This window comes from Paraburkholderia sp. J8-2, from assembly GCF_905220195.1.
In the GTDB taxonomy this organism is placed as follows: Bacteria; Pseudomonadota; Gammaproteobacteria; order Burkholderiales; family Burkholderiaceae; genus Paraburkholderia.
Genome location: NZ_CAJMZA010000010.1, coordinates 24,367 through 50,986, shown reverse-complemented (window position 1 = coordinate 50,986; position 26,620 = coordinate 24,367). Strand labels below are relative to the sequence as shown.

31 protein-coding genes are annotated in these 26,620 nt (G+C 62.6%); 26 read left to right on the top strand and 5 right to left on the bottom strand.

Features of this window, described 5'->3' with window-relative positions; translation table 11 throughout:
• Positions 1-21: 21 nt before the first annotated feature.
• From U5A52_RS22090 to U5A52_RS21965, 26 genes are all read left to right on the top strand, one after another.
• On the top strand, positions 22-513 hold the full coding sequence (locus U5A52_RS22090) for a hypothetical protein (protein ID WP_321936199.1): 492 nt from the start codon (positions 22-24) through the stop codon (positions 511-513).
• Between the two features lie 319 nt (positions 514-832).
• On the top strand, positions 833-1,084 hold the full coding sequence (locus U5A52_RS22085; protein ID WP_321936198.1) for a hypothetical protein: 252 nt from the start codon (positions 833-835) through the stop codon (positions 1,082-1,084).
• Between the two features lie 129 nt (positions 1,085-1,213).
• On the top strand, positions 1,214-1,675 hold the full coding sequence (locus U5A52_RS22080; RefSeq protein WP_321936197.1) for a hypothetical protein: 462 nt from the start codon (positions 1,214-1,216) through the stop codon (positions 1,673-1,675).
• A gap of 95 nt (positions 1,676-1,770) precedes the next feature.
• Positions 1,771-2,163: a hypothetical protein gene (locus U5A52_RS22075; protein ID WP_321936196.1), complete on the top strand. Its 393-nt coding sequence runs from the start codon at positions 1,771-1,773 to the stop codon at positions 2,161-2,163.
• A 9-nt stretch (positions 2,164-2,172) separates the two neighbouring features.
• Positions 2,173-2,640: a hypothetical protein gene (locus tag U5A52_RS22070; protein WP_321936195.1), complete on the top strand. Its 468-nt coding sequence runs from the start codon at positions 2,173-2,175 to the stop codon at positions 2,638-2,640.
• Positions 2,641-2,843: 203 nt separating this feature from the next.
• Positions 2,844-3,263, top strand: a complete 420-nt coding sequence (locus U5A52_RS22065) for a hypothetical protein (RefSeq protein WP_321936194.1) — start codon at positions 2,844-2,846, stop codon at positions 3,261-3,263.
• Between the two features lie 84 nt (positions 3,264-3,347).
• Positions 3,348-4,868 (top strand): hypothetical protein, encoded by a 1,521-nt coding sequence (locus U5A52_RS22060; RefSeq protein WP_321936193.1) that lies wholly within the window; start codon positions 3,348-3,350, stop codon positions 4,866-4,868.
• A gap of 9 nt (positions 4,869-4,877) precedes the next feature.
• Positions 4,878-5,342 (top strand): hypothetical protein, encoded by a 465-nt coding sequence (locus U5A52_RS22055; RefSeq protein WP_321936192.1) that lies wholly within the window; start codon positions 4,878-4,880, stop codon positions 5,340-5,342.
• A gap of 250 nt (positions 5,343-5,592) precedes the next feature.
• Positions 5,593-5,817, top strand: coding sequence for a DUF3717 domain-containing protein (locus tag U5A52_RS22050; RefSeq protein ID WP_321936191.1), 225 nt, complete (start codon positions 5,593-5,595; stop codon positions 5,815-5,817).
• 123 nt (positions 5,818-5,940) lie between these two features.
• Positions 5,941-6,966: an ATP-binding protein gene (locus U5A52_RS22045; protein WP_321936190.1), complete on the top strand. Its 1,026-nt coding sequence runs from the start codon at positions 5,941-5,943 to the stop codon at positions 6,964-6,966.
• 112 nt (positions 6,967-7,078) lie between these two features.
• Positions 7,079-7,993, top strand: a complete 915-nt coding sequence (locus tag U5A52_RS22040; protein WP_321936189.1) for a hypothetical protein — start codon at positions 7,079-7,081, stop codon at positions 7,991-7,993.
• A 7-nt stretch (positions 7,994-8,000) separates the two neighbouring features.
• Positions 8,001-9,194, top strand: a complete 1,194-nt coding sequence (locus tag U5A52_RS22035) for a DUF2201 family putative metallopeptidase (RefSeq protein ID WP_321936188.1) — start codon at positions 8,001-8,003, stop codon at positions 9,192-9,194.
• A gap of 265 nt (positions 9,195-9,459) precedes the next feature.
• A complete protein-coding gene (locus U5A52_RS22030; RefSeq protein WP_321936368.1) occupies positions 9,460-10,506 on the top strand; it encodes a CpaF family protein in 1,047 nt (348 codons plus the stop codon).
• Positions 10,507-10,526: 20 nt separating this feature from the next.
• Positions 10,527-10,913: a TrbC/VirB2 family protein gene (locus U5A52_RS22025; RefSeq protein ID WP_321936187.1), complete on the top strand. Its 387-nt coding sequence runs from the start codon at positions 10,527-10,529 to the stop codon at positions 10,911-10,913.
• A complete protein-coding gene (locus tag U5A52_RS22020) occupies positions 10,900-11,232 on the top strand; it encodes a VirB3 family type IV secretion system protein (protein WP_246282598.1) in 333 nt (110 codons plus the stop codon). Before U5A52_RS22025 ends, U5A52_RS22020 begins: the two co-directional genes overlap by 14 nt.
• The gene (locus U5A52_RS22015) at positions 11,226-13,700 is read left to right on the top strand and encodes a type IV secretion system protein VirB4 (RefSeq protein ID WP_321936186.1); all 2,475 of its coding nucleotides are present in this window, start codon (positions 11,226-11,228) and stop codon (positions 13,698-13,700) included. The genes U5A52_RS22020 and U5A52_RS22015 overlap by 7 nt, the downstream gene beginning before the upstream one ends.
• 10 nt (positions 13,701-13,710) lie before the next feature.
• A complete protein-coding gene (locus U5A52_RS22010) occupies positions 13,711-14,460 on the top strand; it encodes a DUF4141 domain-containing protein (protein WP_321936185.1) in 750 nt (249 codons plus the stop codon).
• An 8-nt stretch (positions 14,461-14,468) separates the two neighbouring features.
• The gene (locus U5A52_RS22005) at positions 14,469-15,512 is read left to right on the top strand and encodes a type IV secretion system protein (RefSeq protein ID WP_321936184.1); all 1,044 of its coding nucleotides are present in this window, start codon (positions 14,469-14,471) and stop codon (positions 15,510-15,512) included.
• Complete coding sequence (locus U5A52_RS22000) at positions 15,509-16,912, top strand: TraI domain-containing protein (protein WP_321936183.1); 1,404 nt, start codon at positions 15,509-15,511, stop codon at positions 16,910-16,912. The genes U5A52_RS22005 and U5A52_RS22000 overlap by 4 nt, the downstream gene beginning before the upstream one ends.
• The gene (gene traD, locus U5A52_RS21995; protein ID WP_321936182.1) at positions 16,909-18,789 is read left to right on the top strand and encodes a conjugative transfer system coupling protein TraD; all 1,881 of its coding nucleotides are present in this window, start codon (positions 16,909-16,911) and stop codon (positions 18,787-18,789) included. The genes U5A52_RS22000 and traD overlap by 4 nt, the downstream gene beginning before the upstream one ends.
• Before the next feature lie 11 nt (positions 18,790-18,800).
• Complete coding sequence (locus U5A52_RS21990; RefSeq protein WP_321936181.1) at positions 18,801-19,322, top strand: hypothetical protein; 522 nt, start codon at positions 18,801-18,803, stop codon at positions 19,320-19,322.
• Complete coding sequence (locus U5A52_RS21985) at positions 19,279-19,539, top strand: hypothetical protein (RefSeq protein ID WP_321936180.1); 261 nt, start codon at positions 19,279-19,281, stop codon at positions 19,537-19,539. Before U5A52_RS21990 ends, U5A52_RS21985 begins: the two co-directional genes overlap by 44 nt.
• 19 nt (positions 19,540-19,558) lie before the next feature.
• Positions 19,559-20,131: a DUF4400 domain-containing protein gene (locus tag U5A52_RS21980; protein WP_321936179.1), complete on the top strand. Its 573-nt coding sequence runs from the start codon at positions 19,559-19,561 to the stop codon at positions 20,129-20,131.
• A 233-nt stretch (positions 20,132-20,364) separates the two neighbouring features.
• Entirely contained in the window at positions 20,365-21,249 is an 885-nt protein-coding gene (locus tag U5A52_RS21975; RefSeq protein ID WP_321936178.1) for an ATPase, read from the top strand.
• A 10-nt stretch (positions 21,250-21,259) separates the two neighbouring features.
• Complete coding sequence (locus U5A52_RS21970) at positions 21,260-22,972, top strand: ATP-dependent helicase (RefSeq protein WP_321936177.1); 1,713 nt, start codon at positions 21,260-21,262, stop codon at positions 22,970-22,972.
• Positions 22,973-23,235: 263 nt separating this feature from the next.
• Entirely contained in the window at positions 23,236-23,589 is a 354-nt protein-coding gene (locus U5A52_RS21965) for a hypothetical protein (RefSeq protein ID WP_321936176.1), read from the top strand.
• Between the two features lie 92 nt (positions 23,590-23,681).
• Here the strand turns inward: U5A52_RS21965 and U5A52_RS21960 are convergent, their stop codons facing one another.
• The 5 genes from U5A52_RS21960 to U5A52_RS21940 form a co-directional block, all read right to left on the bottom strand.
• On the bottom strand, positions 23,682-24,185 hold the full coding sequence (locus tag U5A52_RS21960; protein ID WP_321936175.1) for a hypothetical protein: 504 nt from the start codon (positions 24,183-24,185) through the stop codon (positions 23,682-23,684).
• 80 nt (positions 24,186-24,265) lie between these two features.
• Positions 24,266-24,466, bottom strand: a complete 201-nt coding sequence (locus tag U5A52_RS21955) for a hypothetical protein (protein WP_321936174.1) — start codon at positions 24,464-24,466, stop codon at positions 24,266-24,268.
• A 19-nt stretch (positions 24,467-24,485) separates the two neighbouring features.
• Positions 24,486-24,899: a polymer-forming cytoskeletal protein gene (locus U5A52_RS21950; protein ID WP_321936173.1), complete on the bottom strand. Its 414-nt coding sequence runs from the start codon at positions 24,897-24,899 to the stop codon at positions 24,486-24,488.
• 11 nt (positions 24,900-24,910) lie between these two features.
• A complete protein-coding gene (locus tag U5A52_RS21945) occupies positions 24,911-25,675 on the bottom strand; it encodes a hypothetical protein (protein WP_321936172.1) in 765 nt (254 codons plus the stop codon).
• An 85-nt stretch (positions 25,676-25,760) separates the two neighbouring features.
• A complete protein-coding gene (locus U5A52_RS21940; protein ID WP_321936171.1) occupies positions 25,761-26,375 on the bottom strand; it encodes a DUF1845 domain-containing protein in 615 nt (204 codons plus the stop codon).
• Positions 26,376-26,620 lie beyond the last annotated feature (245 nt).

Below are 26,620 nucleotides of genomic sequence, written 5' to 3'. Positions count from 1 at the left end.
TATTTCTGCAAGGAGCATTCAATGAGCAGGTTTTTCTCAACGGCTGTTCAGGCGCGTTTCGGCCGCACGGCGGCCGGGCGCTTCAGGGCCATGCTGTTCGCGGCGGCGTTGTTCGCTGCGACCGGCCTTCACCGGTTCTGGGGTTTCGCACAGCCTCACCATGCGTGGCTGCGGGTGCTGGAGGTGCAGGGGCTTGGCCGCTGGGCACCCAGCAGTATCGAACACCTGGCAGCCGCAATCGCCGGATGCGTGATGTTCGTCATGCTCTGGTCGAACTTCGTCTCGCAGGTCACCCGTAACCGCGCCCTGTTGGGGCTCGTGTTCGTGGTGCTGTACGGCGTTACGTCCACGCTCATGTACGACGGTCGCGAGTATCTCGCGACGGGCGACATCAACCAGCTGGCACAGATGGCCGCCGACGTGCTCGGTCTGGTCATCGCGTTTGTCTGGTTGACATGGCCGGAGCGCTCGAGCGGGCTGCAGTATGTTCCGGGGCGCGGTTATCGTGCGTGATGCACAGCTGTACCGGAATCCTTGAAACCAGCGCAGTCCCGCGAAAGCGGGCTGCGCTTTTTTTTGCCCCGCGCGTGGCGCCGACCGGTAAAACATGGGCTGTTTAGGCGAGCATTCCAGTCCGGTATAGAGCGCGCAGATCGTAGACTGTCCCTATTCCCCGCGCCTTTTGCGCATCGACCTGACCACAGTGGCTTGCTGCTGTGCTTCTCTTTGTCTCAGCGGTCGGACAACCGTCCCTCTGCCTATTCTTACCCCCGTCGGGAGCCCACTCCCATTCGGGACACGGCTCCCTCTTTTTATTCAAAGGAGCCGTACCATGCTCAACGTTTCCGCTGCCTCGCAACCCACCGTGAAGGTTTCCGAACTCAACGGTTTTCGCGAAAAGCAGCGCATCGTCGCGCAGGATGTGCAGGCCAGTCCCCCGCAGGTTCACGCCGGTACGATCGTCTCCGTCTGGAGGGATCGCACGGCAACCGTGCAATGGGACTACGATCTGCCGTTCGCTGTCGAACGTCGGCTCGTGAACAGCGGCCACGTTGAACTGCACAACCTGACGCGTCATCCGTAAACGCGCGGGCTTTGGCCCTGCCATCATCTTTTATGTCTGTTGAGAGCCAACAGGCCAAACCACTAACCCGTTCGGGCAACCTTTGCCCGAACGGGCTCCGGTTGCCCTCATCGTCGTGAGGCAACCACCATGATCCGCATTCTTCTCGCCATCGTTGTCCTTTCCGTGCTCTCCGGCTGCGCAAGTACCGACTTCGGCTCGCCTGACGTCTATCAGCGTTCGGACGTCCAGCGCACCGGTGCCCTCGAGCAGGCCACTGTCGTTCGCGTTCGCCGTATCACGATCCAGGTCCCGGGCAACAACTCGGGCCTGACAGGCCTCGTGTCTGCAGGCCTTGGCGCCTTTCTCGGTTCGAAGACGATCGGCAACGGTAGCGGCCGTTATGTCGCGGCTGCCATGTCAGGCGCCGTGACTGGCTTCATCGCGCAACACGTCAGCGACGCGCTGTCGCGCACCGCCGGTCTGGAAATCATTGTGCGCAAGGCGGATGGCTCGCTTCGCGTCATCCCGCAACCAGACGACCAGTTGTTCTCGCCGGGCGATCACGTGCTCCTCATGGACACAAGCTCTGGCATTCGCGTCACGCACTGACGCTTTCCATTCTCGCCGGACATAACCGGCTCTCTTACCTGCAAGGCGGGGTGACTCCTTTTGGAGCACCTCGCCGTTTTCTTTTTGAGGTACTCATGAATCACACCAGCAAAGTTTTCCACGCGTCCCGCGGTAGCGCGGGTGCCGCGCGGGAGGCAGGCATCAAGCATCATGCGCAGCGCTTTCTTCGTCGTGTTGCGGGCGACCTTCGCCTGCGCACAGGCGAACACGAAATCGTGACCGAGCCGGCCGAACGCGGCCGCGGCTGCCGTGTCACGCTCCGCACCACGAGGCTCATGCTCGAGGTTGCGGACGCGCCCGAGCGCGGCAGCCTGGCTGTCTCGTTCCGCACTCGCCGGGGCCGAAAGGACCTGTCGGGAGGCGGCGACAACGCAGTGAGTCAGGAACAGCTCGCGTCGCGCGATGGCTACGAGGCGTTTCTCGGCGCGTTGCGTCTTACCAACGGACTCGATTCAGAGCGTCGGTAGGAGGCGCGAATGGAGATTGTTACTGTGGTCGTCCAGTATGCGGGCGGACTGGAAATCTCTGAAGGCGCCACGCTGGATCCAGCGACCGGGACAGTGCACGTTTCCGACCGCCTTCAGCAGCTGCTTCGCGAATGCGACAGGACGGAGTCACCGCCGAGACTTACCGTGGTCGTAGGCGGCGTCCGTCACCTGTTGATTCGCGACCGAACGGAGTTCAAAAGGGGCGAAGCTGTGCCGCTGACGCCTCCTCGCTCGGTAATCCCGTTCAGCCGCTTTGGGCATGCGTGGAGCAAGGAGCAACGCCAGCAGTTTGGACGGTTCGCTCATACGCTGTCTGCGGCCTCGATCGTGGGTGCTATTGGTTACGGGCACGCGACGACGAACTGGGGCGTTTCCTCAGTGCTGAACGAGGGAGTTCTGCTTTTCTTGTTTGTGATACTCTTTTCGAGAGGCATGGATTCCATGAACGGAGAATGAACATGGGTTTCGGAATTTTTACCCTGTTTGTCGGGTTGGCCATCTACTTCTACGGTGGCTACATGACGAACAAGGGTCGCGCCGCGGATCGTGAGCGTCGCTCGCATCCGCACTGAACATTCACTGTAGCGCCAGCTTCCGCTGGCAAACCCAATCACGGGCCGCACCATTGGTGCGGCCTTTTGCATTTCTGGAGATTATTCATGCCTTCGACACTTGAACTTCTCGACGCGCCTGGCGCGCTCGACACCACGCCTTTCGACACCACGGGCAAGACGGTAGGGCAGGTGGTTACCCAGATCAGCCGCAAGCTGTGGCGGACCGAGCTCGAGCCTGAGTGGGTCTCGGCCGCAAACATCCTCGACGATGTGAACGAATCGCGGTATGGCCCGCGCCCCGATTCGCCCTGGCCGCAGTTGGGCGGTCGGCTGGACCGGCTTTGCCTTTCGATCTCGATCGGCAACTCGGAAGGGTGGCTCGTCCAGATCGACTATGTTCGCTTCGTTGAAGACGCTCCTGGTGGTCACTGGCTCAGCCAACCACTTGTGCGCATCAAGGTACTGAGCCGGTCGTATGCCTGGGCCGTTGCTGCTGTCGTTTCGCGGCTGCTGGACATCGACTGACCTGACCCAACACCGCTTTTCCCTTTCCCTCGCGGGGCTTTCGCCCCGATGGGTGATGGCCCCTGCTCACAGGAGCTTTCATCCGTGTATACCTTGTCCACTCCCAATGCAGTTCTGACTTCACCCACGCTCGCGGGCCTCTTTCCGTTGTTCAGGGACGATCGCGTGCGCGAGACCGACACTTGCTTCATCCGGCTGGCAGGCGCCGAAGCCGGCGAGCGCATCACGCGCTATAACGGCGCGCTGGCACTGCGTATGCCCGGCACCGCGCACAGCATCGTGACGGAAATGCTTCACGAGATCCGTCGCGCTGGCTGCTTCGTGCGGCCCGACGGCTCGCATCGCGAACCGTGGGAGATTCTCGCCAGCGACTGGAACGCCTTGTTCGGGTTCGTTGAGCTTTGCCGCAATCCGAATCTGCTGCTTTCCTCGGACCAGATCGAGGCCGCAACCGCCGAGGCGCGCGCGGCCGGCAAGCACTTCGTGCTATCGGATATCTGCATCGAGGCGATGGAGCGGCTCTTTGGCTTCGGCTATTGCGGACCGCGTCTGCCTGGGACACGGGAGGCTCAGGGCCGTCATTCACTGCACGTCGCGTACGCGTTGCTGGCCAACCTGCCGGTGCCGGAACCGGTGCTGGACGCCTACCGGTCCGATCCGGGCGCTTTCGAATACGCAGAGTGGGGCGAAGTGCTCGCACGTGTGCCCAGCCTGCGTGGGGTGATCCCCGGCGCGAAGCTGCGCACGATTGCCTCCGTGATGCGCCACAACGGCAAGCCTGTCAACGAGCAGAATGCGGACATCATCGCGATGCTCGCGCGCCTGCTGCCGGACGACCCAGCGTATCCGCACGCCGAAGATGTCCTTCATGCTCACGGCCTGATCGACGATCTGCCCTTGCCCGAGACCTTCAGCAAGCCGGTTGACGTTGGCGAGCCTGTCTCGCCGTTGGCCGGTCGCGTTCGCGAACTGGTTGCGGCAAGCATCTGCAGGCGCTCAGTCGAATACGCCGACAACGAGCTGAAAGCCGGTCGCATCAGCCAGCGCATGCACCGGCACCGATGCAACATCGCACGTCTCGATCAGGGACGTCATACCTTCGAGTATGGCAACCGGATGGCGCGCTGCCTCGCTGAACGCAACGTTGAAGCACTGCTCAAGGTGCTGGACACTTCCGACGAACACAACCGCGCGAGCAAGACGGCGTTCGAGGAAGTGCTCCGCGTGAAGCTTCTGCGCGTGCGGCCGGCAGCACGTCGGCGCGCGGTGTTCCTGCTGTGCGGCTACAACGAGGTGCAGCAGGCGCAGTGGGAAGCGCAGGCCGCACAACGCAAGGCGGAGACGCAAGCTGAACGCGACCTGCACGACGCGCGGGAAGCCGCCACACATGCCCGTTACAAGGGGCCTGAGGACGTCGTTATCACGGGTGTGGAGCATGTCGATCGGGCGATCCGCGAGGGTTACTCGGATATCCGTAGTTATCGACGCGGTGCGTCCGTCAGGTACGTCCTCGCACGCGGGGAGGAGCGCACGGCGCGCCGGCTCAGTGCGAAAGGCGGCACGCTCGCCTATGCGCGTGCGGTCCTCGGCGCCCTCGCGTCATAGGAGGCAGCCATGCGATTCGAACGTGAACCGCGCGCGGAAGGCTACAACTGGACTGCCCGCAAGGAAGCACTTTTTCTGCGCCGGGAGGCGCGTGAGGCGGAGAGGATAGCGCGCGACTACCCGCTGTTCGTGGGGCAGTTTCAGCCGCGCCCGACGATCCCTGTTGACGATGAGCGCAAGCGTCGCGAGCGCATGCTGCTGGAAAGCGAGCAGCGTTGGCGGGACCTGCAGGCGCGTTTCTGGCGTCAGGCCAGGCAAGCGTATTTCGTGTGCGAGCCTGAGACGCGCGCCGCGATCATCGCCGAATGGAACCAGTGGCGTGGTCCCGCGAGGCCGCTGTACTTCACCTACATCGTTGAGAAGCACAACGGCGTGGGCGAAGAGCGAACCCGTCGACTTCGGGAGAGCGAAGCGGCCATGCTTTCCCGTATCCGGGAGCGCGAGACATCACAGGCGAAGTTGTTGCTGTCCTGAACCCTTGAACCAGCCGGCGCGTTTGCGCCGGCTTTTTTTTGTCCTCACGTAGGGGGGCCGCGCGCGAAAGCTGTATCGAATTGCCCAGCATTGCGCGGTCGCGCACGCGTGCGCACGCCTAAACTGGCTTCTGTTACCCGCGTCCATGACGCATCGACCCGCCGGCGCGTCCGGCAATACAACCCGCCTGGAAGGGACACCGTCCCGGTTCGGGCGCGGCGTCTCCCGGGCTTCCGCAAAGGAATCGCCCATGTACCAGCAACCTGTCGCCGTGACGATCGCGCAGCTCGAAAGCGCGATCAATCACTGGCGTGATCGTCGTCCGGCATCCGATGAGGATCAGACGGTGCTGTGCGCGGAAGCTCGCGCACTGGCAGACGTCTACGGTTTCCTCATCTTCAGCGGCGCCCCGAGCGTCGAGTATTCGACGCTCAACGCCATGCAGCGTGAGGCCCTCGCGGCCGTCTTGCGCTAACCGCCTTTTCGCGCTACCGGCGCATCGTATGCCGCGCATGCGGCAACCCACTTCACCCTGTCGGGACAACGTTCCCGACGGGGACGTTGTTCGCTCGGGGTTTTCTCTCTCAAGGAAACTCTCATGCAAGTCAACGCTTCCCAGCTCAACGCACTGCTCACCGCCTACGTTCCGAAGCGCCTTCCGGTGCTGATCACGGGGCGTCCGGGCATCGGCAAGAGCGACATCGTGGCGCAGGTTGCGGACACGGTCGACCACGATCTGATGATCAGTCATCCGGTCGTCGAAGACCCGACCGATTCGAAGGGCCTGCCGTTCGCTGCGGCCGATGGCATGTCCGCACGCTTCCTGCCGTTTGGGGATCTTGAACGTGCGCTGCAACCGCGCAAGCGCCCGTTGATCTGGTTTCTCGACGATCTCGGACAGGCCTCGCCAGCGGTGCAGGCCGCGAAGATGCAGCTGCTGCTCGCGCGCCGCATCGGCGAGCACAAACTGCCGGACAACGTCACGTTCCTTGCGGCCACCAACCGCCGCAACGACAACGCCGGCGTGAGCGGCATCCTCGACCCGTTGATCTCGCGTTTCGCCACCGTGGTGGAGCTCGAGGCGACGATCGAGGAATGGACTGCATGGGCCGTCGCGAACGACATTGCGCCGGAGCTCATCGCTTTCCTTCGCTTCCGCCCGGATCTGCTGTCGGTCCAGAAGACGTCACGCGACATCGAAGCAACGCCGAGTCCCCGCAGCTGGGGCTTCGTCGCCAGAACGATGGGCGTGGTGCCAAAGGACCTTGAGCTGATCTCCCACGCCGGTTCGGTGGGCGAGGGCGCGGCAACCGAGCTTCTCGCGTTTATCCAGATCTACCGGCAGTTGCCGTCGCCGGCGGCGATCCTCGCCACGCCCGACGTTGCTCCGATTCCGGACGCGCCTTCGGCGCTTTACGCAATCAGCGCGGCGCTGGCGATGTACGCGAGCGAGACCAATTTCGAGCGCGTCGTCACCTACACCGAGCGTTTGATCGGAGCAGGTCTGAGTGAGTTCGCCGCGTTGCTGGTCACGGACGCGTTGCGCAAGACGCCAGATATCGCGAACACGCATGCGTTCATCAAGGCGCAAGGCGGTCCGATCGGCAAGCTGATTCACGGCTGACGTTCCGATTCCTCCCTTTTCTTCGTTGTTCCGGGCCGCGCTCCTCACGCGGCCCGCGTCGCTGTTCCCTTTCCTGATTCATTCCATTTCATATCCTTTCTGGAGTTATTCCATGAACATCACCGATATTCAATCGAGCGTCATGCTTTGCTCGGTCACCATCTCGTCGTGGGTCGCACGACGCTTCGACGAGAAGGTCACCGAGGAGGTGGAGACCCGTCACGACACCAAGGGCATCGGTCGCTTCAACAAGCGCCTGCTGCCCGAGAACGCCTCCAGCTTCAAGGAGGTCGTGTCGCTTGGTGGACGCATCCGCCGCTACTTCTACGACCACACGCTGGAGTACAACCAGCTTTCCGTGCGTCTGCTGCCAACCGATATCTACATGGAGTTCTCGGCACAGATGCGCAGGATGAAGGACGAGTTCGATCTCGCCGTGCAGGTCTTCCTTACCGACTACCTGGACCTCAAGGAACAGGCGCGGCAGGAAATGAATGGCCTGTTCAACGAGGCGGACTACCCGACGCTCGCGCAGCTTGGCGAGAAGTTTGGTGTGCGCATGGGTGTCCTGCCGTTCCCGGACGCCAGCCAGTTCGGCGTCGATTTGCCCGAGGACGTGCTTACCAGTCTGCGCTCGGAGATTGACCAGCACGTCATGCGCTCGATTGACCACGCGAATCAGGACATCGTTCGCCGTCTCTACGATGCCGTGTCCGCGATGGCCAACCGGCTGTATGCGACGGGCGGGGTGCGCATCGACGTGGCCGATAACGTGCGCGAACTGTGCGGACTGCTGCCGAAGCTGAATTTCAGCAACGACCCGCAGCTGAACCACATCCTCGAACAGGCAAACCGTCACCTCGCCGTGCACACCGGCGTCGACCTGAAGGAATCCGAGGTGCTTCGTTCTCAGGTGGCCGCAAAGGCAACCGAGATCGAGGAGCTGATGGAAGCCTTCATGGGCGGCAAGCCGCAGGCGGCAATGCCCAAGCCTGGCCAGGCCCCGCAATTGCGCATCGCGGCGTGAGGTGATCATGGATCCCCGCATCTCGAAACAGCGTTCGGCGCTTGTGATGGACCAGCCGTTCTTTGGCGCGCTGGCGTTACGTCTGAAGGTGCTCGAGGATCCGGCATGCACGGATTGTTGGGTGGATGGCGAGACGCTGGGCTACAGCCCGGCATACCTCGCCGCTCTCAACGACCTTGAGTGCCGGGGCGTGCTCGCGAAAAATATCCTGCATGTTGCCAACGGCCATTGTTTCCGCCGCGGGCCGCGCGACGCCGACCGGTGGAACGAGGCCTGCGCTTACGCGATAAACCCGATCGTGAAGCAGGCTGGCATGGTTCTGCCAAAGGGGCACCTCGACGACGCGCGCTTTCATGGCAAGTCGGCCGAGGAGATTTACGCGGTCCTCACGCAGGAGGCGAGGCAGAAGGAAAAGGAGAAGTCTGGCGGCAAACCGGGCGCGCAAGCGCCGGGTGGCCAGCAGGCTCCCGCGAACGGCGCGAACACACCGTCAGCGGCTCCCGAACCCGATGCACCGTCCTCCTGCGGCGAGGTCCGCCCCTATCCGGGGCAGGACAAGCCTGTGAAGGAAGCCGAGTGGAAGGTGGCCACGCTTCAGGCCGCGAAAGCGGCGAAGATGCGCGGCAAGCTCCCCGGTGGACTGCAGTCGATGGTGGAAACAGCAGCCGAGCCGTCTGTGGACTGGCGTGCGATCCTGATGCGCTTCGCGCAGCAGGTGACCAACGACGACTACAGCTTCGCGATGCCCAACCGCCGCTACCTGCATCTCGGGTTCTACCTTCCATCGCTGCATTCGCCGGCCGTTGGTGACGCGGTGTTCGTACGCGACAGCAGCGGCTCGGTCTTCGATGAGACGCAGGCGCAGTTCGCGGCCGAAATCATCCACACGGCCGAAGTCGTACGTCCCGCGCGCCTCATCGTGCTGGATTGCGATACGCGCGTCACGCAGGTGCAGGTCTTCGAGCGGGGCGACCCGATCGAGCTTGCGCCGGTGAAGGGCGGGGGCGGCACGGCGTTCACCGATCCGTTCCGTCGTCTGGAGCAGGAGGGCATCAATCCGGCTTTCCTCGTCTACCTGACGGACATGGACGGCAGCTTTCCCGATGTGACGCCGTCGTATCCGGTGCTGTGGGCGTCGACGACGCCGCTTCGCCGGGCCCGCCAGGCGCCCTTCGGCGAAATGGTGGAGGTGATCATCTGATCCCTGTTTGCCTTAAATCCAACCCGGCTCAGTGAGCCGGGTTTTTTTTCGTCCGTGCGTCGCTGCGCATGGACTCCGAATCAGATGCGACCGGCGAAAAGCTGCATAAAAACTGCACCATTTCGGGTTTAAGCGTTTAGGCGCCTAAACGAACGCGGGCGGGCGACTCGCCTGCAAATCCGGCGTGCAGGCGGCCGGGAAAGCTGCCGAATATCGCTACCCTTTTGCCCGGTTGACGGGGCGGGCGGCCCGGAACAATACCAGCATGTCCGATGCCGCCGAAAACCCGTTGCTCAAGTTCAACCGCCTCGAAGAGAGCGCGGTCAAGATGTTCTTCGCGTCGCTCGCGCCGTTGCGCGAGTTCCTCGATGCGCCCGACATCGCCGAAGTGATGGTCAACAACCCGAGAGACGTCTGGATCGAGCGTCGTGGGGTGCTAACGCGCGTGCCGATTGAGCTGAACCCCGCGACGCTCTCCGGCGCGATTCACTCGCTCGCGTCATCGGTGGAGAAGTCGGCGAAGGCCGGCACGGCCCAGGGGATTCTGAACGCCGGCCACGGCAACCTGCGTATCGCTGCTGTCATGCGTCCGACCGCCATTGACGGCGACGCACTGAGCATCCGGAAGCACCGTGACAAGCACCTCTCGCTCGACGACTACGTGCAGGCCGGTGCATTTTCGCGTTCCCGCGCGCGCGAAGACGTGGACTTCGATTTCTTTCGACCCGGTATCGAGGACCAGGAGCTACGTCAGGCGCTGCGTGAAATCGTTCGCGCGAAGAAGAACATCCTCGTGGCTGGGGGCACCTCATCGGGCAAAACGACCCTGCTCAATGCGATGGGCGCCGAGATTCCTGATGAAGATCGCGTGATCACCATCGAGGACACGATGGAGTTGAAGCTGCCCGTGCCGAACAAGCTGCGGCTTCTCTCGAACACCGATACCGGAGTTTCGACCCAGATGCTCGTGGCGCTCTGCCTGCGCTTTCGGCCCGACCGGATCCTCGTGGGCGAAGTCCGCGCTGGTGAGGCCTACGACTTTATCCAGGCACTCAACACGGGACACGACGGCGGTCTGGGCTCGATTCACTCGAGTACCGCGCGCGGCGGCCTGCGCCGTCTTGAGAGTCTCGCGATGCTTGGCGTGCCCTCCGGCACGCGCTGGGACATCTCCGACCTTCGCCAGAACATCGCCAGCTGCTTCAACTACGTCGTCCATCTGAAGCGCACGGGCGAGATGCGCCACCTCTCCGAAATCCTCGAAGTCCGAGGCTATGACAACGGGGACTACATTCTCAAACGCGTTTTCTAAACCACTGGAGTGGACCAACGATGAAGCAGTACCTCACCTCTTTCCTTCAAAACGCCGCGCGCCGCGTGCGTACGGCATGCGCGCGCCTGTTCAGCCGGCGTGAGCTTCGCACCACGCTGATTGCAGCCGCGCTCAGTGCGATTGCGCCAGTGGCTTCCGCCACTTCGACGGACCTGAGCGATCTCGGTCCCGCAACGGACGCAATCTGTCTGATATCAAACTACATCAGCGGTCCGTGGCTCTTCTGTATTGGCCTCGTCGTTATGATCATCGCCTTCATTGCGATCGCGAACTCGGAAAGTACGCTCGGCAAGGTACTCGGCAGCGTGTTCGTTGGCGTCGGCCTCGCAGCGTGTGCGATCCCGGTGCTCAAGGACCACTTCAAGATCAGCTATGTCTGCACGTAACCGGGTCAAGGTCAGCCGCGGGCTGTCGCTGCCCCGCCAGATTGGCGGGGCGGACCGCCTCCTTGCACAGGCCAATGCGTTCATCACGCTGCTGCTCTGCTACGCGTGCGGCTTTGACCTCGTGAGCTCGATCGGCTTCATCGGCTTGGGCATGGGGATGCACTTCTTCCTGCGCTGGATGAGTTCGCGCGACCCATGGTGGCGCCTGGTGATGCTCGTCTACAACAGGTATCCGGACGTTCATGAGCCCACGCCGGGCGGGAAGTGGTCCGCGCGCTTCCGGCGTCCCTACGGTTTCGATCAGGATCTGTCATGCTGAAGCCCGGAAAGCGGCGTGCCCTTGCACGCCGGCCGATACAGGAAATCGCCCCATGGGCGACGATGGTTACGCCGGACCTCGTTCTGGACAAGGACGGGTCACTGCTGACCTCGTTCACGTTCGATGGCGTGGATGCTGATACGCCGAACAAAAGCGACATCACCGCGGCGCGCAACAACCTCGATAACGCCTGCAAGAATTTCGACCATCGCGTGACGGCCTGGTGGCGGCTTTCTCACCGCCGGGTGAAGGGGGCGATCGATGGCGAGTTCGCATCAGCGCTGGATACGCGGCTGGACGCGATCAACCGGCAGAACATCGGTAGTGGGAAGTACTTTCGCAACTCGCACTCGTTGTCGCTTGCCTTCACGCCTGAGACTGGCTTCAACAAGTTCTTCGAGAAGGTCGGCTACCACCTGAAGGTCGGTGGCAAGTCCATGCCGCTCGCTGTCTTCGAGGCGATCCGGGATCAGGTGCTCACGCGCAACGCGTTCGCCTTCGACATCGACCAGCTGACTGCCGACATTCGCCGGTTCGAAGGGCTGCTCGACGCGTTCCGCGGCGGCATGGGGCGACTCAAGATGAAGCGTCTGGAGCTGCAGAACGCACTTGCCCATCTGCACCAGACCGCGAATCCATCCGTGCCACCGCGGCGCGTGCGCTATCCGGTCACGATGCTCGACACGCATCTGACCGAATCGTTTGTCACTTACGGCGCCGAGCATCTGCTGTTCGAGTCCGCCCATGGCAAGCGATTTGCGAAGATCATCGCAGTCAAGGAATGGCTCGGGTTCCAGGAAGCCGCGCTCGACGTGCTGTGCGACGTGGATGCGGAACTCGACATCTGCGTGATGTACCGCTTCCTGAGCACCAGCCGCGCGGAAGCTTTCATCAAGTCCGTACGCAAGTTTTTCAAGGCCGCGGCCATTAACCCGTGGGCGATCCTGAAGCAGTTCTTCGCAAAGGAAGAGCAGAAGAACGACAAGGGGCGCGAGACCCTGGCCGATGAGGCCGAAGAGGCGCTGAAGAAGCTGACCGCCGAGGGTACGCAATACGGGTTCGCGAACATCTCCGTCCTTGTCTACGGCGACACACTCGAGGAGTGCGACCAGGCCACCTCCGACGTCGTCGGCCGGCTGAGCAACGCGGGCTTCGGCCTCGTAATGGAAAAGGACAACCTCGGCGCAGCATGGGCGTCGACGCTGCCCGGACGCTGGGACCAGCAAAAGCGCCTGCAGTTTGTTGAAACGGCTGCCGTCTCGGATGTCGCGCCTGTGCGTGGCGTATCAGAGGGGCCGGAGATCAACGAATGGCTCACGCAGCAGTTCGGCCGCAAGACCGGCGCCACGACAGTCCTGCCCACACGCCACCGGACCCTGCAGCGTGTCGTCCTCCATCACCCGGGCGGGCGCTCCCATTTGCTGGTCGTGGGCCCGAACGGCGCGGGCAAGACCATGCTGCTGAACTTCCTGCTCTCCCAGATGGCACGGCACGGCGCGCGGCGCATCCGCTTCGACAAGGAGCGATCCACACGCATTCCGACGGTGCTTTCGGGCGGACGCTTCATCGACGTCACTGGACGCTATGAGGCGGCGACGCCAATCAACCCGCTCTCGCTGCTGTCCGAAGAGCGGCATTACGCCTATGTTGCGATGTGGGTCCAGATGGCGATCGAGGACGACGCCTTCAAATGCACGCCGACGCAGGAGCGCGAGATTTTTGAACGGGTCGCGATGCTCGCGAGGGGCTATGGCCCCGAGTACTGGACCTTGTCCTTCCTGACTACGCTGCTGTCGGCCGAATTGCGTGAACGGCTGCGCATCTGGACGAAGGGCGAAAAGAACGGGAATTTCTTCGATCACGTCGAAGACGCTTTCTCGCTCTCGGACAACCTCTCGATTGAGTGCGGAGACCTGTTCCAGAACAACCCGGAAGCAGCGCTTCTCTTTACCGACTACGCGTTCTACCGGATCTCGCAGTGGCTGGACGGCACGCGCTTTACGGTCATCGAGGTCGAGGAATGCGGCTTCTTCTTCCTGTACCCGCGCTTCTATGCACGACTCGAACTGTGGGCGGTCACGATCCGGCGCCTGAACGGCACGCTCGCGCTCGCCACGCAGTCGCTCAAGCAGCTTGAGCGGGTCGCGAACTTCGAGGTGCTCAAGGAGCAGTTGCAGAACATCTTCTATCTGGCCAACCCCGACGCGCGAAGCAACATGAAGCTGTACGGCGACGTGTTCGGTCTGAGCGAAGGACAGATCGACATGATCGTCAATGCGATTCCGAATCGCGACTACCTGTGGATAACGCCCACCCAGACCCGCATGCTGCAGGCGAGCTTCGACAAGGAAACGCTCGCCGCGTTGCGCGCAGATGGCCGTGCGCAAAGTGTGCTCGACCGGCATTTCACGTCTGGCGACGAGAACTGGGCCGACAACTACATGCGCGAAATGCTTCTTTCTGATTGAGGAACCGACAATGAAAAAGACCCTGTTTCGTGCCGTGGTCGCTACGGCAACGCTTCTGTGCGTGTCCTCGGCCGCGCGCGCCCAACTCGTGGTGTTCGACCCGACGAACTTTGCACAGAACTTCATCACCGCCGCGAAGGCAGTGAAGGGCGAGATCTATCAGGACACCAACATCGCCTACCAGTACCAGATGATGGCGAACCAGCTGCTGCAGGCCACGAACCTAAATCCGACGGCGATGAAGGCGCAGTACGACCAGATCACGGGCGACATCTCAAAGGTCGGCAGCCTGACGTCCACGCTGACCCAGCTATATGGAAGCCTGCAGCAGGGCTCGTCCTACATCACCCACGTGCAGAACCTCATTTCGACGTCCGGCAAGTCGCCGACCCAGTGGATGTCGGACATGAGCGAGTTGTACAAGCAGGGCGACGCCACGGCGACTAACCTGTTCCAGATGGGCAACAACGTGATGCAGCACACCCAAACGCTCGCACAGCGCCGTTCGGACCTGCAGTCGCAACTGTCGCTCACGCCGACCCAGCAGGCGACGGCAGAACTCACGACGCACTATCTGGACATCGTCAGCAGCCAGAACTCCGACATGCTCCAGATGATGGCGGCGAAAACGCAGAACGACGCACAGCAGCAGGCTTCGACCAACGCTGCATCCAAGGACAGGCTGACAGCCGCGCAGTCCTACACGGCACAGCAGGCCGCCGAGCGGGCGGCATTCGATGCACTCCCGAACGGAAATTGAGGGGCACGATGCGCTTCCGACAGTTCTGTGCCGGGCTCGTCCTCGTGAGTCTCGGGCTTCTTGCGTCGTCCGCGTGGGCCGACGATTCCCCCGCGCTTGGGCAACAGATCACCGAGTCAACCGGCACGACGGTCACGCAGTCGTCGTCGGGTAACGACACCTTCGGTTCGACGATGACCAAGGGCGAGATCGCAGCGGGCGCAACCAAGGCGGCGGCCAAAGCGGCATCGCTCTTCGCGGCGGCGATCCCGGCAGCGGTCACGGTCAGCCAGAGTATCAAGAGCGAAGCCGACAAGTTTGCCGCAGGCCTGGGCGCTATCACGCTGGTGCTGACGTTTATCCGCTATTCCGCGACGCGCGATCCCGTGTCCGCGTGGGTGACAGTGTTCGAAGAGATCGGGACGCTCGGCATCTTCGCGTCGATCTACGTGAGCTACCAGACCTTCGCGCCGGGCTTCTACAACTGGTTCCAGACGCTTGCGAACATGATCCAGTCCGGCGCGGGGCAGGGGGTTTCGTCGTCCATGGCGGCCGCCGGCGGCGCAGTCATGGAGGCCGTGGTCAAGGCATACAACGGTACGTCGTGGACCAACTACGTCGCGCTCACGATCTCGCTGTTCCCGCTGCTTCTCGCCTACATCGTTCTGGTGATCACGAGCATCGTCTTCGCCTTCATGAACAACCTCGGTCTCATTCAGGCCGCCGTCGGGATTGTGATGGGCCAGATCGCGGTGGCGCTTGGATTTTCGTCGTACACGCGCGGCTACTTCAAGTCGTGGCTGGACTACATGGTCAGCGCGGGCATGTATTGCGTGGTCTCGGCGATCCTGCTCAAGCTCGTTGCTACGTCGCTCAACAGCGCGATCGACGAAGCAACGTCCATGGGCCTGTCGACGGCCGAAGGCGCGTCCTATGTCTTCGACCTTTCGCTCTTCGTGTTCCTGCTTTCGTTCGAAATTCCCAAGATGGCCGGGATGTTTGGCGGCGGCGCCAACGCATCGGGCTCGATGATGAAGAAGGCAGCCAGCGTTGCGACGGGAGGCATCCTGTGAGCGGCACGGCCCTGCATCAACCGATGGAAGCGCACGCATTGCTTGCCGCACACGATCGCCGCGTCGCACTCATCCGGCAGGCCGCCAACGAGGCGAGCGACGGCGAGTACCGTTTGCGCTGGGGCGATCTGCTCGCGCGTTGTGCGACATGGTTTTCAAGCCTGCCGTATTCGCCGGCACTCTATCGTGAACCGGGCGGCGCGTTTCGCTGCACAGTGGAAACGGCGTTCTACGCAATGCGGCTCGCTGGTGGCCAGAAGTTCGGTACGAACCTCTCATCGGAAAGACGTCGCCACGTCGAGCCGCAATACAACCATGCGGTCTTTCTGGCGGCGCTCTGCTCGGGGCTCGATGAACCATACCGGCACTTCGTGGTGCTTCGTAGCCGCGACGGCGCGGAATGGAACCCAGCGGGACATGGAGCACTCGGAGCGTGGCTCGCCGGCGACACCTATTCGGTTCAGCGCAGGCCGACGCCGCTTCCGGTAGAGCGCATGCGCACCGCGCTCTTTGCGCAGAATCTCATCGGCCATGAATTGCTGGCAGGTTATGAGGCGGAAGTCCTCGCCCAACTGTTTGGGGCAATCAATCCGACGGTCGCTGCGCCGCCTGGTGAATCGCTCGTGCACAAGGTCGTGCGCCAGGCCGTCGGTGTAGCCGCAGACTTTGACAAGAAGGCTCAGCACGCGATCTTCGAGGCGGTTCAGTACCCTGTGCCACCCGCCATCGACGTGGCTGCCGCCGTTCAGCCCGTTGTAACGCCCACGCCAGCAGCGACGCCAACCTCGGGAGCCGTAGCAGCTGAACCAGTTTCACCGACTGTGCCCGCTGCCCCGGCGCCCGAAACACTCGCACAACCGGTAGCGGTGGCCTCCGGCGCGACCTCGACGACCGGGGCTAAATCGGCGGCCGTTGACGTGACTCCGCCCGCGATGCCCGTGACCTGCGACGCAACGCCGTCGACTGTGCCTTCCGGCGAGACCGGCGAGCCAGCGCGGTCGCCCGTGTCGCGGACGAAGGACGATTCGCAGCTCGGCCTGCCGTTTTCTGTTGAGAAACAGCCGCAGGCGTCAGTCGATCCGGCCGCCATTCGCCCGGCTGGACGTCCGGCGCCCGCGGCGGCGCCCGCAGGCTTCGATGAGGTGCTCGAAGGCCAGCCGAACATGATCCGGGAATTCTTTCGTGCGCTAAGGGAGGACGTCGCGGCAGACAAGGCAAAGGTCAACTGGACCGACAAGGGGCTCGCGGTGTCCAAGCGCCTCGTTGGAAGCTACGGCGTGGCAAGTGACACGCTCGTTGAATATCTTCGAAAGCGGGGACTTCTCGTCGCAAACGTGCAGGCGGAAATCGTGCTCGCGCCGCGCGCGGGTGAACTGATCCTGGAACGAGGCGCCGAATGAACGCGACCACGAGTTACATCAACCATTTCCGGCCAATCTACGAGTTTCGCGCGACGATTTTCTGGCTCACCGCGTTCGTCGTTCTCCCGTTCACTGGTATGCCGTATGGCTGGGCGTTCGGGCTCGCCGCGCTTCTGCCACTGCTGCTTCGCGGGCGGCAGGTGTGGAAGGCTCTCCGGTTTCGAATGGCGATTTCGACCAAGTGGCTAACAACGCTGCCGGTGCCCCGGTTGATGGATGTCCAGAAAGCGATGCGCGACGAAAGCAACTCGATGTACCTCGGCACCGGATTCGAGTGGACGCAGAAGCATTGCCAGATCGCCCACGACATCCTGCGCATGCCGACCAGCGATATTCCAGGCTTGCCAAAGTGGCTGGGGAAGACCCAGCGTGGGCGCGAGATCGAGGCCGCGATCGAACGGCTCTTTGTACCGGCCGACAGCATTCGTGATCGTGAGCCACAAGGGGTGTCGTGGATCCACGGCATGGAGCCGGACAAGGTCCGCGTGCCGTTTCACTACAAGGCGATGAGTGCGCACACCGCCGTCGGCGGTACGACCGGTTCGGGAAAAACCCGGACATACGAGGTCATCTCGACGCAGGTCATCCACTGCGGGGACGTGCTGATCGTCATTGACCCGAAGAACGACAAGGACTGGAAAGCGCGTGTCGAGCGTGAATGCGCGCGCATTGGTCGCAAGTTCCTGTACTTTAGCCAGGCGAAGCCCTCGGAGTCGATCCGCCTGAACCCGCTCGAAAACTGGTCACAGCCGTCCGAGATCCCGGGACGCGTTGCGCAGCTGATGGAGGAGGGGCCATTCCGCGACTTCGCGTTCCTCTTCATCGACCGCGCGGTGAAGGGCGAACTTTATGTGGGCGACAAGCCGAACCTGCGCTCAATCCTGAAGTACGCACAGGCCGGTGTCGCAAAGCTTCTGGAGCGCAGCCTCGAACGCTTCTTCCGCGATGCGGGACTCGTGAACTGGGAGGAACTCGTCGCCACAACAAAGACGCAGATCGGCGGCAAACCCGGCAGCGTGTCGAAAGTTGATGCGATGGTGTTGCTCTACAACGAACGGTACGCGCACGAGGACCACGGGCACGAGGCAATCGACGGGCTCATCGCCACACACATGCACGATCGCGACCACTACACGCGAGTGATTGCCTCGGTGATGCCGTTGCTTCAGATGCTAGCCACCGGTGAGACGGGTCTCATGCTCGCGCCAAAGGTCGAGGACTTCGAGGACGAACGCGAGATTTGGGACATCGACCGAATCATCAAGCAGAAAGCCGTGCTCTACATGGGCTTCGACTCGCTCTCGAACAGCATCGTGCAGAAGGCGATCGCGTCGCTCGTACTCGCCGATGTGGCGGCCGTGTGCGGTGCCATCTACAACTTCTACAAGACGAACCCTGATGTCGTTCTGATCATCGACGAGGTGGCCGAAGCCATCAACGAACAGGTGATCCAGATCCTGAACAAGGGGCGAGGCGCGGGCTTTAAGGCGTTCGTTGCGTTCCAGACCCGCTCGGACCTGGAGGCCAAACTCGGAAACGCCGCAAAGATGCTGCAGGTTTTGGGCAACCTGAACAATCAGGTGATATTACGCTTGGAAGACAGCGACACGGCTCAGTGGTTCTCGGACAAGGTCGGGGAGACAGCAATCCGCAACATCCAGATCTCCGGATCCACGAGCCGCGGCAGTGAAGGCCACATCGGCGAGTTCAACGGCGGCATCACGCGATCGCTGCAGCTGGAAAAGGCGCCCTTGATACCTACCGCGCTTATCCAGCGACTGCCCAACCTGCAGTACTTCATGCGCATCTCCGGTGGCGCTGTGTATCAGGGCCGTGTTCCAATCTTGCAAGGCTAAATATAAAAGGCATGACTTCCACCGTGTTCAAGAAAATCATTCGCGACTACAAGCTCTCGGGGCATCTCGTTCCGGTGTTCACCCTCGCACCGGAACTAGAGCTCGCGTGCTCGCGTCTGGCCGACTTTATCGGCGAGCGGTTCATGGGCGAGAGCGAACCGCTCATGCGCGAAATGCTCGCGGACGGACTGGCTGCGTACAAGCGCGTGCGCAAAACCGGCGAGCCGCACGTCGCATTCATGCAGGGTCTCTTTAGCCGCTCGTACCTCCTGTACGCCCGTCGCTACGTGGCGCGCGAGGGTGAACGCCTTCACGTCTGGTCGCCAATGTTTGAAGCTGTGACCGCGTTCGAGGCGCGCTTTCCGGAATGCACGACCGAGATGATCGACGAGGCGTGCCCGGAACGCATTACGCACAAGACGGCCGCTTTTCAGCTTGCCGCGCGCGCGCTTACCGGCGAGGGTTTCAGGCTCTATTTCGAGGACTACGATGTCGCTCACAGCTACCCTGATAGCGCTGCTGTCGGGGCTTGACCCGGCCGACGCGCAGCGCGCGCTCACGACGGCTGCGGCGCAGGATGACCCCGCCGCGCCCGCGCCGGGAGAGTTCGCGCGCGGGCGAGGCGCCCGGGCGTACGGCCTTGCCCTCGTGATCGTGCGAAATCCGGCCCGGTTCTGGTTCGGTCTCGCTGGCCTGATTGCGTTCCCCGCCTACCTCATTTTCCGTGTTGGAGCGTGGCTCTATGGCTAGCAGCAGGTTCGTTCGGCATGTGAAGTGGTGGTTCTTCGTGGTGCCACTCCTCGCGAGCGTCCTTCTCCCGATCATCCCGGACGATGGCCTCTTCGCGATCAGCGATGCCGAATCGCAGTCGGCGGTTCAGGCCCTCGGAGATGAGCGCGCAGAGACTTCGGTCGACACGACGGACGTGCTGTTTCGCCGCTTTTTCGTGACCACCGGCGCGGTGGCTGCGACATTAAGAGGCGGCGGAGACGGATTTGACGCCGATGGCACGCGAGACTTTGCGCGTGGCTGGGCACGGCACTTCTGGATGCAGACCTATCGTGCGCTCTATCGGGCCGCGGTGATGAAGGCGTGGCTCGCTGGAACGATTGTGCTGTGCATGGCCGCGTGGGTGGACGGCACCATGCGGCGGCGGATCCGTGCGGCCGCTGCCGGTTTCGCCAGCCCGCTCTCCTTCCATCTGGCGATGCACGGCGTGCTCGTCGTACTGGGCTGTGCGTTTGTCGTTCTTGTCCTGCCAGTGGCACTCATCGCTCAGTGGTGGACGATCCTGGCGATCTTCCTTCCGCTGCTGCTCTGGATCGTTAGTTCGTCTGCCTGAATCCTCTGCGGTTCCACCTCTGACTCCCGAAAAGCTCACGAAAAACGTGAGCTTTTCGCGTTTAAGCGTTTAGGCGCCTAAACGAGGGCACCTCGTCGTCTGTCCTGTTTTCGACCAACGCCCAAAAGCCCCTCGTTTTCCACGCGTTTTGCCCGCAACCGTCGCGCGGCCCCCGGAACAATAAGCAGATGCCGCGCGCTGGTGCGCGTGCAACTTTCACAGGAATCGAAACCATGAGCACCAACAACGAAGACGCAGTCCTCGTCGACGAAGCGGCAACGGGCGAGGGCACTCCTCTCGCGACGGCAGACGTAACCGCAATCGCAGCGGCCGACGCGGCAGTCGCAGGCGCCACCCCGGGCGTAACGGACGGCGCAGACGACGGTGAACTGGAGAACGAGCTCCAGCAGATGGAGAACGACGCGACCACACTTCAGCGCGAGGGCATGATCAGCGAGTCGGAAGCTGACGACAAGCGCCAGCAGGTCGAGCGCACGCGTCGCCTCTTCCGCGATCTACCACCAGCCGAGCGGGCTGCGATCGTGCGCCGTCGCCGGGAGATCGGCCGTCAACTGCTCGACAGGCAACTCTCGGGGGCTGCAATCGTGCCGGCGGCGGTGCGCCTGAACCATACGCGCCTGCGGCCGCTCTTCGAGCAATGGTGGCCGTATCTGAACCGGATGAGCCTGAACATTCAGCGCTTCGGCAATTCGACATTCGGCGAGCGCGACAAGGAGACCGTGGACACCTGGTTTGAAAAGCAGGTGAAGGCGCTCGAGGCATATGTGGATGAGCAGCTACAGGTCGCCGAGGGCTTCCGCGAGAGGACCGAACGCGAGATGACGCAGCGAGGAGACATTGTCTTCCGTCCCGCGGTCACCAAGCCCTCGCTGGAGATCACGGTGGAGGCCTACTCGCGTTTCTCCATGCGCGTTCTCTCGGTCATCACGCGCTTTGACCGGGTGATGGACAACTTCGATTTTCTGGTCTGGAACGGCGTGCGCGATCAATCCGATATTGACGAAGAAACCGGGCGGTTTCTGCGCAAGTTCCATCCGGTTGGCGTACGCGGGTACATGACGCACCTGCGCCTGATGACCACGGTTCGTGGCCTCTGAGCATTGAACGATGCTCGACGGTCTGAACCCCCGGCAACTCGAAGTCGCGCTGGCCCAGCGGCATTGCCTGGCGGTGGCGTGCCCTGGCGCTGGCAAGACGAAAACGATCGCGTCCAAGGCCGCGTCGCTACTCGCCAGGCCCGGCAGCCGCGTCGGTGCGGTGACGTTCAGCAAGGACGCGGCGGAGGAGTTACGCACTCGAATCCTGACGCTCGCCGGTGCGGGCGCCAAGGCGCGGCTTTTAGCGGGCACGTTTCACTCGTTGGGATTCCGGCAGCTCGGGCGACCGGGCGGCAAGCGCCGCGACATTGCGTCGGACGGCGACCGCACCGGCCTGCTGATGCGCGTCCTTGCCGAGACCGGGCTGAACTGGAAGGTGGAGGAAGCGGTGCCCGTCATCGAGCAGATCAAGACGGGCATCACGCACGCGATCGAGGGTTCTCCAGAGGCGATCCTGTACGAAGCCTATGAGGACGCGCTCGCGCGCAACGGCAAGATCGATTTCCAGGACATGCTGCGCCTCGCGATCGCGGGCATGGAATCCGGGGACATCGAGCCCTACGCATTCACCGATCTGCTGGTCGATGAGTTTCAGGACACCGACCCGCTGCAGTACCGTTGGGTGGAACTGCACGCGGCCGCAGGCGCGCGCGTCACGGTGGTGGGCGATGACGACCAGAGCATCTATGGGTTTCGCGCGGCGATGGGCTTTCGCGGCATGGAGGGATTCGCCACGAAGTTCGACGCACAGCGCGTCGTGCTCGGGAGCAACTATCGCTGCCGCTCCGAAATTCTCGCCGCAGCAGACCGTCTCATCCAGCACAACACCGACCGGATTGCGAAGGTGTTGCACGCGGAAAAGGGTGCGGGCGGTACCGTCGTGGCGCGGCGATTCAACGACGAATACGACGACGCGGCGGCCGCCGTCGAGGCGCTGAAGCCGCTTTTGGCCGCCGGCCAGACCTGCGCCATCCTCTCCCGTACCAACCGCGTGCTGGACCCGATCGAATCGGTGTGTCGTTCGTATGGCGTGAAGTACTACCGCGCATCAGGCCGCTCGGTGCTCGACCAGCCAGAGGGTGCACTCATGTGCAACCTGCTGCAGATCGTGCAGCGTGTGAAGCTTAACGGCCTGGATGCGGTGCTCGGCTACGCCGGCATGAGCACGCGCGACCTGACGACACTGCATAACGTCATGGGTGCGACGCTCGTGCAGAAGCAGAAGAAGGATCTTGTGACCCTCGGACTGAACGAGGAGACTGCAACGGCTTATCGTGGCTTCATGAAGCGCCTCGCCGAGTGGCAGACCCTGTGCGAGAGACAGTTCTATTCGCTGGCGCTCGAAGGCGTGCGCGAATGGATGATGCTCTATGTGCGCAAGGAAGCGGCGGAGCGTGCGATCGTCGCGACGTACGACGTCGTCTCGCGCCTGAATGGTTCATTCAGCGAGCGCATCGAGTTCCTGAAGCGTGCCAACAATGAGCCCGCTCCCGATGCGCTGGTGCTCACGACGATGCATAGTTCGAAGGGGCTCGAGTGGGACCACGTATGGATCACCCGCTCGGAAGAGAACGTGGTGCCGGACCAGAAAAGCCCTGAGCCGGAGGAGCGACGACTGTTCTATGTTGCGATGACGCGCGCGCGCGAAACGCTCACCATCACCTCGATCCGGAAGAATCCGCCCACGCGCTTCATCCACGAGTCCCAGGTGCCCGAAGTCTGAGTTTGAAACTTTGGAATGTTCTCTATGAGTATCTGGCAGCGCGATCATACGACGGGCAGCATTACCTTGACCGCGGGGCCCGCACCGTGGCTTGGTGCCTTCCTCCTCGCGGCCCTTGCGCTCTATGCAAGTTTGGGCACCTTTGCCGCTTTAGCAGGCGGCTTGCTCTTCGCGGTCGTTGTGCCTGGCACATGGCTGTTACGGCGCCGCCGCAGGGCACTTGCGGTTCGGCCCGGAAAAGGGGGTGAGGAGTGACAGGGTCCGTGATGGTGCCCGAATGGTTCGGGACCTGGTTCACTTCGAAGTTCCACTTGCCGGTTCCGGTAGCGTTTGGGGACTATCTATCGAAACATCCGAATGGCCTCTGGTCGCAAGCCGGCTCGCTCTGGAAAGCTGACGAAATCATCGACGCGACAGAAGAGCGCGAACTGCAGGACAAAGGGGTCTGCATGATCGGCACGACCGCGTTCGAGGCGATCTTTCTGCTTCGCGCTCGCGACGGCCGCGTGTTTGCCGTCGACCAGTTCGACTATTCACAAGTCGATGCGTGGTTTTCTGGTCTCGACTCTTGCATTTGCCTGCTGGATTTTGAGGAGGCGCCGGGCGGGCAGGGTTGAGGCGCGATTCAGCGACGCTGTCGCCGGGTACTCCCGGAAAAGAGAAGGGCCGCGTCGTGCGGCCCCGAAGTATCAACTGTCGCGTTCTTTTCTTATTCAGCGACGAGCTTCAACACGAGCTTGTAGTGCGCGTCGCCAATCGGCACCTCCGTCGTGTCGCCAGCGTTCATGTGAACGACGATGTCGTGCACGTCCAGGCCCTTCGTGTGGACAACCTGTCGGACACAGTCGGCCGGACCCTCATTCGTGATGCCGGTCGCGAGCGTGTCTGCAGCCGTGACCGAAAGATCGAAAGCAGTACCGTCGATCTTCGTCGGTACCACCTGGACAAGATGGCCGACGAACTTCTGGTGAGACGTCACACTCTGGCCGTTCGCCGTTTTCGCACACTCACCGTAGCCAACGCTCGTGCCGCTCGAGACGTGTAGCGGCACGACATTGCCGAAGCTATCGCGAATGATCGACCTCGCCGTGGTCAGCGTCGCGCCATCATGCGACAGCGCGACGAACAGTTCGTAGTTGGGCACAGCGGGGGCGGCGTGGGCGAGGCTGCAAAACGAGATGGCGGCTGCGAGGGTTGCGAGATGCTTTTTCATTTTGTTTCCTTATGGCAAAAGGGTTCAGTTCGAGGAAAACACGGGGCGTCGCTAACGATCGGCACGCCCCCGATCGAGGTTCAGATGATGCTGCGCACGATGAACCGACCCCAGGCGAGTGCGTGATCCAGGGCATGGTCTGGATGGGTGAGCGCAGCAAGGTTGTACAGCGCCGCCGCCGCCCCAACAGCGATGGTGATCGCCACCGAGGCGAGCAGGCACAGCGCAAACAACGCCCGCTCCGTCACGGACACCGCGTTTGTCGTCTTTACGTTGCTCATCGGGAAGGCTCCTACTTTCTCAGTTGGAACTGGTTGCATGTGCAAGATGCTGTACGTTCGATGGCTCCGGCACTGATGCGGGGCCTTCGATCGTGAGTTCGCGCGCAACGCGCTTGAGCTGGCCCTCGAGAGAAGCGCGCTCGCCAAGCCTGATAGTCCCGCAATAGAAGATGTTGCCCCGTACCCGCCCGTTGATCTCAAGGGAACCGCGTGCGCGCAGATCGCCCTCGACGGTTCCGTCGATGCGCACGTGCTCGCCCTCGACTTGCCCCTTCACCAGACCGCCCGCGCCGACGTGCAGCAACCCTTCGTTACTGATCACGTTGCCGTCGACGATTCCAAAAAGACTCACGCCATGATCGAGGATGAAATTGCCTTCGATCGTGGAACCGGGGGCGAGCAGCGTGACGTTGAGCGTGTTTTGCGATTTCATTGGTTCCGCCTTCAGAAGAGTTGTACGTCGCCGTTTCGCTGCGCCGGCGCTGTGGCGGGCTTCGCCGACTCGTTGTTCGCCGCTTGTTCCGTTCGCGTCGGCGACACGTGCGCGCGCGATAGGTGTCGCACGGCTGGCCGGGGTGTCGGTTGATCCTCCTTTGGCTGCGAAGGCGTAGCAGTGGCAGTCGTGACGGGTGCGGGTTTCGCGGCCGTCGCAGCGGCTTCCTGCGCTTGCGGGGCCTGCGTGACGTGCTGACGCGCAGGGGAGGTGAGCGCTTGCTGTTCGTCCGGCGTGGCCGCCGGCTTCGCGGAAGCTGTCGCCTGAGATTGTGGCGCCTGGTGCAGCACCGCGGCGGAATCCACCGCGGCGCTCCAGTTCGCGCGACCACTTCCCGTAAGCAGATCCTGCGATGTCAGGGCTGGAGGCGACGCGACCGGCGTGGACGCCTCGGGCGAGCTGGCAGGGCGGGCTGCGTGCGTGCCCTGCGCGTCGCGTGAAACAGGGCGATCGCCGTGCATCAAAGGCAACAGGCGGGCCGCCCCCATCCCAAGAGCGCCGCAAACCGCAGCGCCGCCCGCGATCATTAGCGCGGCGCGGCCGAGACGCCAGCGTGCTTTCCACGCTTTGCGCACAGCTGATGCACTGACCGCGGGTTCATGCGCGATCAGGAGAGGCGCAGGCAGGGCCTTGACCTGATTTTCCAGGTCGATGACAAAATGCTCGCGGGCATAGCGCGCATGCAGCGCCTGAACCTCGCGAAGGTCGATTTCCATGGACATTCTCCTCACTGGGGTACTGTCGAGCGTAGCCATCCGGCTGCGAAGTCAAGCCGGGCACATCAGGCGGTTGGGGGAGCGACTAGTGATCGCGGCGGGCGCCGTCGAAGTCGTACTCTTCGTTGTCGGGAATGCACACCTGGACGATTTGCTTGAGCTTCTTCTCGGCGTTCGTGAGCGTCGCCGTGCACCGCTCCTGGCTCAGCAGGTGAGAAGCGTGGGCCGACCATGCGCGGGCAAACAGGCGCTCGTACTGCGTGAGGCAGCGGACAAGCTGGCCAGCAAGCGGGCGCTTGACCTCAAGCTCAATCGTTTCGTAGCGTCGGGGAATCTGGCGAGCGCCGAGTTGCTCGGTCCACACGATCGCCTTCGTGAACCACTCACTCGTCTCGCGGATCGCCTGGTCGAGGGCGCGCAGCTTGCCATCGCGCGCGACAGAGATCTTGGCGGCACAGAAGTTGTAGTCCGAGCGCAGGAAGGTCCGCACGAAGATCGAGCTGTATTTCAGCGTCGTCGCCTGGGCGGAATCCGGGACGATCTTCTCGTAGCGTGTGTCGCTCGTCAGGCGCTCGATGGGTTTGAGCCCGGTGCCTGAAGGAACAGCGGTGAGTGGGGCGGGTGCGTCGGGCGCCCCGCCCTGTGCCGCGTTGCCGGGTGTGTCTTCCGGTTGCGGCGCAGTTTCAAGAACGGCGGCCATGAGGTTATTCGGGTGTGGTCTCTCTCACCTGTCATTGTGTTCCCGATTCGTCTGCAGATTTCCGGCAAAAGCTGCACGATATTGGCCACCATTCCGGCCGCACATCGCCCTTTTTTTCGCGATACTGACTCCATTGCTCGCGTCTCCTGACGCATCGACCTCGACTCCGTAGCCCGGAGTCCATCTTTTGCCTCAAGTCGTGCCTTTTCGGCATGCTCCGACCAGCTGGCTGCTGGTGTGGAATA

What these genes read in the sequence shown, in the direction of transcription:
- U5A52_RS22090 (WP_321936199.1), top strand. Translation starts at nt 22, where the DNA reads ATGAGCAGGTTTTTCTCAACGGCTGTTCAGGCGCGTTTCGGCCGCACG.
- U5A52_RS22085 (WP_321936198.1), top strand. Translation starts at nt 833, where the DNA reads ATGCTCAACGTTTCCGCTGCCTCGCAACCCACCGTGAAGGTTTCCGAA.
- U5A52_RS22080 (WP_321936197.1), top strand. Translation starts at nt 1,214, where the DNA reads ATGATCCGCATTCTTCTCGCCATCGTTGTCCTTTCCGTGCTCTCCGGC.
- U5A52_RS22075 (WP_321936196.1), top strand. Translation starts at nt 1,771, where the DNA reads ATGAATCACACCAGCAAAGTTTTCCACGCGTCCCGCGGTAGCGCGGGT.
- U5A52_RS22070 (WP_321936195.1), top strand. Translation starts at nt 2,173, where the DNA reads ATGGAGATTGTTACTGTGGTCGTCCAGTATGCGGGCGGACTGGAAATC.
- U5A52_RS22065 (WP_321936194.1), top strand. Translation starts at nt 2,844, where the DNA reads ATGCCTTCGACACTTGAACTTCTCGACGCGCCTGGCGCGCTCGACACC.
- U5A52_RS22055 (WP_321936192.1), top strand. Translation starts at nt 4,878, where the DNA reads ATGCGATTCGAACGTGAACCGCGCGCGGAAGGCTACAACTGGACTGCC.
- U5A52_RS22050 (WP_321936191.1), top strand. Translation starts at nt 5,593, where the DNA reads ATGTACCAGCAACCTGTCGCCGTGACGATCGCGCAGCTCGAAAGCGCG.
- U5A52_RS22045 (WP_321936190.1), top strand. Translation starts at nt 5,941, where the DNA reads ATGCAAGTCAACGCTTCCCAGCTCAACGCACTGCTCACCGCCTACGTT.
- U5A52_RS22040 (WP_321936189.1), top strand. Translation starts at nt 7,079, where the DNA reads ATGAACATCACCGATATTCAATCGAGCGTCATGCTTTGCTCGGTCACC.
- U5A52_RS22035 (WP_321936188.1), top strand. Translation starts at nt 8,001, where the DNA reads ATGGATCCCCGCATCTCGAAACAGCGTTCGGCGCTTGTGATGGACCAG.
- U5A52_RS22030 (WP_321936368.1), top strand. Translation starts at nt 9,460, where the DNA reads ATGTCCGATGCCGCCGAAAACCCGTTGCTCAAGTTCAACCGCCTCGAA.
- U5A52_RS22025 (WP_321936187.1), top strand. Translation starts at nt 10,527, where the DNA reads ATGAAGCAGTACCTCACCTCTTTCCTTCAAAACGCCGCGCGCCGCGTG.
- U5A52_RS22020 (WP_246282598.1), top strand. Translation starts at nt 10,900, where the DNA reads ATGTCTGCACGTAACCGGGTCAAGGTCAGCCGCGGGCTGTCGCTGCCC.
- U5A52_RS22015 (WP_321936186.1), top strand. Translation starts at nt 11,226, where the DNA reads ATGCTGAAGCCCGGAAAGCGGCGTGCCCTTGCACGCCGGCCGATACAG.
- U5A52_RS22010 (WP_321936185.1), top strand. Translation starts at nt 13,711, where the DNA reads ATGAAAAAGACCCTGTTTCGTGCCGTGGTCGCTACGGCAACGCTTCTG.
- U5A52_RS22005 (WP_321936184.1), top strand. Translation starts at nt 14,469, where the DNA reads ATGCGCTTCCGACAGTTCTGTGCCGGGCTCGTCCTCGTGAGTCTCGGG.
- traD (WP_321936182.1), top strand. Translation starts at nt 16,909, where the DNA reads ATGAACGCGACCACGAGTTACATCAACCATTTCCGGCCAATCTACGAG.
- U5A52_RS21990 (WP_321936181.1), top strand. Translation starts at nt 18,801, where the DNA reads ATGACTTCCACCGTGTTCAAGAAAATCATTCGCGACTACAAGCTCTCG.
- U5A52_RS21985 (WP_321936180.1), top strand. Translation starts at nt 19,279, where the DNA reads ATGTCGCTCACAGCTACCCTGATAGCGCTGCTGTCGGGGCTTGACCCG.
- U5A52_RS21975 (WP_321936178.1), top strand. Translation starts at nt 20,365, where the DNA reads ATGAGCACCAACAACGAAGACGCAGTCCTCGTCGACGAAGCGGCAACG.
- U5A52_RS21970 (WP_321936177.1), top strand. Translation starts at nt 21,260, where the DNA reads ATGCTCGACGGTCTGAACCCCCGGCAACTCGAAGTCGCGCTGGCCCAG.
- U5A52_RS21960 (WP_321936175.1), bottom strand. Translation starts at nt 24,185, where the DNA reads ATGAAAAAGCATCTCGCAACCCTCGCAGCCGCCATCTCGTTTTGCAGC.
- U5A52_RS21955 (WP_321936174.1), bottom strand. Translation starts at nt 24,466, where the DNA reads ATGAGCAACGTAAAGACGACAAACGCGGTGTCCGTGACGGAGCGGGCG.
- U5A52_RS21950 (WP_321936173.1), bottom strand. Translation starts at nt 24,899, where the DNA reads ATGAAATCGCAAAACACGCTCAACGTCACGCTGCTCGCCCCCGGTTCC.
- U5A52_RS21945 (WP_321936172.1), bottom strand. Translation starts at nt 25,675, where the DNA reads ATGGAAATCGACCTTCGCGAGGTTCAGGCGCTGCATGCGCGCTATGCC.
- U5A52_RS21940 (WP_321936171.1), bottom strand. Translation starts at nt 26,375, where the DNA reads ATGGCCGCCGTTCTTGAAACTGCGCCGCAACCGGAAGACACACCCGGC.